Genomic DNA, 4,772 nt, shown 5'->3' on the forward strand with positions numbered 1-4,772 from the left:
CTGACCAGGTGCAGGTGGCGGGCGCCGTGGTTTTCGACGAGGTGGGCGGCGGTGTGTCGGGCGAGCGTGCCGGTGCCGCCGGTGATGAGCGTGGTCCCGTCCGGGTCGAACGGCCGCGATGTTGGCTCAGGGACGGGGCCCGGACGGCTGCCCGGTGACGGGGCGGAGGTCGGGCCGGCGTCGGGGGCGAGGTGGGCGGCGTGCGGCGCGCCGGCCCGGAGGGCCAACTGCGGGTGATCGCTGCTGATGGCGGCAGCGAGTGCGCCGAGGCTCTGCGGGGCGCGGTCGGTGTCGACGAGGGTGATGCGGTCGGGGTGTTCGGTCTGTGCGGTGCGGACGAGACCCCAGCACGTGGCGGCGGGCAGGTTGGTCAGCGGGTCCTTTGTGTCGACGCCGACCGCGCCGGTGGTGAGGACGGTCAGCTTGGCGCCGGTGAAGGCCGGCTCGGTGAGGAAGGCCTGCAGGGTGTGCAGGAGTTGTTCGGTGGTCTCGTGCACCGCAGCCGGCACGTCGGCGTCGTCATCGGCGGTGTGATCGGCCAAGGGGACGATGACCTGTGCGGGGGCTGCGACCTCTCCGCCGGTGACGGCCTGCTGAAGAGCGTCCAGGTCCGGGTGGCAGGGCAGGTCCCACCCGGGCACCGGACGGCCGATGGTCACCCACCCCCGCATTGCGGTTGGCGCGGCGGGCAGCGTGGCAGGAACCCAGTCCAACCGCCACACCTGCCCCCGTGCGGTGGCCTGCCCAGGCAGCTCGTCCACCGGCACCGGCCGGAACTCCACCTTCGCCACCGACAGCACCGGCGACCCGGTCCCGTCCACCGCCACCAGGCCGCACCCGTGCGTACCGTCCGGCCGCAGGCGGACCCGGAGATCGGTCGCTCCCGCCGTGTGCAGCCGTACGCCTGACCAGGTCATCGGCAACGCCACGGCACCCTCGCCGGCCGGTGTGACGAGTCGCAGCGCGGCGTCCAACAGCGCCGGGTGCAGGGCGTGACCGTTCGCGCCGTCGACGCGTACCTCCGCAGCGAACTCCCCGTCGCGCTGCCAACCGGCGACCAGGCAGTCGACGCCCAGCTCCCAGCCGTCCGCCACCGCCCGCTCCCGCAACGCGGCCAGGTCGACGGTGGCCCACTCGGGTGGTGGCCAGGCGGCCTCCGGGTCGTGGGCCGGCGCGTCCGACGAGGAGAGCAGGCCGGTGGCGTGCCGGCTCCAGACCACCGCCGCGTCGGCGCTGTCGCCCGTCGTCCCGACGTGGACCGTGATCGGCCGCCGGCCGGACTCGTCGGCCGCTGTCACGGTCACCTGGACCCGTAGGTGTCCCTGCTGGGGCGGCACCACCGGCTCCCGTACGGCCAGCTCGTCGACCTGGTCGCATCCCACCTGGGCCGCCGCGTGCAGCGCCAGGTCGAGTGTGGCGGTCGGCGGCAGCAGCACCGTGCCCCGCAGCCGGTACTCGGCGAGCCACGTCTGTTCGCCGACGCCCAGCCGGCCGGTCAGCACGACGTCCGGCGTGCCGGCCAGTTCGAGGGCGGCCGGCAGGACCGGGTGTGCACTGGGCCGGAGCCCGAGGTGGAGGGTGTCGGTGGCCGGGTTCGCGTTGAGCCAGTAGTGCCGTCGTTCGAAGGGGTACGTCGGCGGGGTGGCGTGGGTCCGGGTTGCTGGGAGCAGGTGGGTCCAGGTGATCGGGTGGTTGGTGTGGGTGTGCAGTTGGGCGGTGTTGGTGAGCAGGGTGTGCCAGGGGTCGGCGTTGCGGCGGAGGGTGTGGCAGACGGTGGCTGAGTCGCCGTCGATGGTGGGGGCGAGCAGCGGGTGGGGGCTGATTTCGATGAGGGTGTGGTGTCCGTCGACGGTGAGGGTCCGAAGGGTGGGGTGGAAGTGGACCGGCTCCCGCAGGTTCTCCCACCAGTAGTCGGCGGTCAGCTCGGTGCCGGGGACGGTCTGTTGGCGGGTGCTGCTGTAGAAGGCGGTGTCGCTGGCTCGGGGGTCGATGGTGACGCTGGTCAGCTCGGCCCGGAGTGGGTCGATGTGGGGGCAGTGGCTGGCGTAGCTGACCGGGATGATTTTGGCGGTGAGGCCGTGGTTGGTGAGGGCCGTGTGTGCAGCTTGGATGGCGATCGAGCTGCCGGAGAGTACGCAGGTGGTGGGGGCGTTGTGGGCGGCGAGGTGTAGTTGGGTGGCGTGGTCGGGTGCGAGTTGGGTGAGGAGGTTGGGTAGTTGTTCGGGGGTGGGGCCGGTGATGGCGAGCATGCCGCCGGTGCCTTCGATGGTGGTGAGGGCTTGGCCGCGGTGGGCGATGAGTCGGGCGGCTTGGTCGAGGGTGAGGGCTGCGGCGGTGTGGGCGGCGGTGATTTCGCCTTGGGAGTGGCCGATGACCGCCTGCGGGGTGATGCCGTGGTGTCGCCATAGTGTGGTGAGGGCGGTGGTGACGGCGAAGAGGACTGGTTGGACGACGTCGACCCGGTTCAGGCTGGCGGCGTCGGGCTTTTCGAGGATGACGTCGAGCAGTGACCAGTCCACCACCTGGCGCAGTGCTTTGTCCGTGGTGTTGATGCTGTCGCGGAAGACGGGGGAGGTGCGGTAGAGGGTGTGGGCCATGGCGGGCCATTGGCTGCCTTGGCCGGGGTAGATGAACGCGATTTTGCCGCTGTCGTGGGCTTGGCCGGTGGTGAGGTTGTCGTGTTCGGCGCCGTCGACCAGTGCGGTCAGGGCTTCGCGCATCTCGTCGGCGGTGCGGCCGAGGATCACGGCCCGGTGGGGGAACGCGGTGCGTCCGGCGAGGGCGTGGGCGACGCCGGCCAGGTCCAGGTCGTCTGTGTCGGTGGCCCAGTCGCGTAGCCGGCGGCCGTGTTCCCGCAAAGAGGTTTCGGTTTTCGCGGAGAGCAGCCAGGGCACCCAGCCGCCGCCGGGCAGGTCGGTCAGGTCCGCACCGTCCACGGTGGTCGACGGCACGACATCGGCCGGCGGCTCCAGCACGGTGACCGGCGAGGCCAGCGGCGGTGGGCTGGCGGGTGCCTCCTCGATGATCAGGTGGGCGTTGGTGCCGCTGATGCCGAAGGAGGAGACGCCGGCCCGCCGCGGCTCTCCGTTCGGCTTCCACTCGACGGCCCTGTCGAGCAGTTGGACCTTGCCGGCGGCCCAGTCGGCGTGCGGGGTGGGGGCGTCGATGTGCAGGGAGCGGGGCAGCATGCCCTGCTGCATGGCCACCACCATTTTGATCACGCCGGCGACGCCGGCGGCGGCCTGGGTGTGGCCGATGTTCGATTTGATGGATCCGAGCCACAGTGGCTGGTCGTCGCGGCGGTGTTGGCCGTAGGTGGCGAGGAGGGCCTGGGCTTCGATGGGGTCGCCGAGGGTGGTGCCGGTGCCGTGTGCCTCGACGGCGTCCACGTCCGCCGGGGTCAACCTCGCGTTGGCCAGGGCCTGCCGGATCACCCGTTCCTGGGACGGACCGTTGGGGGCGGTCAGGCCGTTGCTGGCCCCGTCCTGGTTCACGGCCGAGCCGCGGAGGACGCCCAGGATCTGGTGGCCACGCTCCTGCGCCACTGACTGCCGTTCCAGCAGCAGCAGGCCGACGCCCTCGCCCCAGCCGGTGCCGTCGGCGGCGGCGGCGAACGGCTTGCAGCGCCCGTCCGGGGCCAGGCCGCGCTGCCGGCTGAACTCGACCAGCACCGTGGGGGTCGCCATCACCGTCACCCCACCGGCGAGGGCGAGGTCGCACTCCCCGTTGCGGATCGCCTGCGCCGCCAGGTGCATCGCCACCAACGACGACGAACAGGCCGTGTCCACGGTTACCGCCGGCCCCTCCAACCCCAGCGTGTACGCGATCCGACCCGAGGCGACGCTGCTGATGCTCCCCGTCAACAGGTGACCCTCGAAACCCTCCGGCGCCCGCTGGATCCGCCCCCCGTAGTCGTCGTACATCACGCCGGTGAAGACGCCGGTGGCGCTGCCGCGCAGGCTGGTCGGGTCGACACCGGCCCGCTCGACGCACTCCCACGCCGTCTCCAGCAGCAGCCGCTGCTGCGGGTCCATCGCCGTGGCCTCACGCGGGCTGATCCCGAAGAATTCCGCGTCGAACCGGGCCGCCTCGTACAGGAAGCCGCCGTGTCGGGTGTACGTCGTCCCGGTCCGCTCCGGGTCGGGGTCGTAGAGCCCGGCCAGGTCCCAGCCGCGATCCTCCGGAAACCCGCCGATCGCGTCCCCGCCGTTGATCACCAGGTCCCACAACTGCTCCGGGCTGCTCACCCCACCCGGGTAGCGGCAGGCCATTCCCACGATCACTACCGGGTCGTCCAGCGCCGTCGCAGGAGTCGGCGCGAGCGTCACCCGCTCCGCCGCATCCGGTACGGCGGAGACCCGAGCCAGTAGCTGACCGACCACCGCGGTGGGGGTGGGGTGGTCGAAGACCAGCGTCGCCGGCAGCCGGAGACCCGTCGCGGCGCTCAGCCGGTTCCGCAGCTCCACCGACATCAGCGAGTCGAAGCCCAGCTCCTTGAAGGCCCGGTCCAGCGGCACCGCCGAGGCGGCGGGCAGGGCGAGCACGGTCGCCGCCGCGTTCCGCACCAGTTCGCGTACGGCCTCCTCGCGGGCCGGCTCCGGCAGGCCGGCGAGCTGCTCCCGCCACCGGCCGCTCGACGAGGTGGTCCTGGTGGTTTGGGTGAGGTGGGTGGGGAGGTTGGTGGGGTTGAGGTGGGCGGTGATGGGGGTGGGGTTGGTGGTGGTGAGGGCGGTGTTGAGGAGGGTGAGGGCGTGGGGGGTGGTGAGGGGGGT

1 protein-coding gene is annotated in these 4,772 nt (G+C 72.2%); it reads right to left on the reverse strand.

The features are described 5' to 3' along the window. Window positions 1-4,772 (reverse strand): type I polyketide synthase (locus ACIRG9_RS31530; protein ID WP_402864190.1); only part of this gene is annotated, 4,772 nt, incomplete at both ends.

It is taken from the genome of Micromonospora sp. NPDC093277 (genome assembly GCF_044765245.1).
GTDB lineage: Bacteria > Actinomycetota > Actinomycetes > Mycobacteriales > Micromonosporaceae > Micromonospora.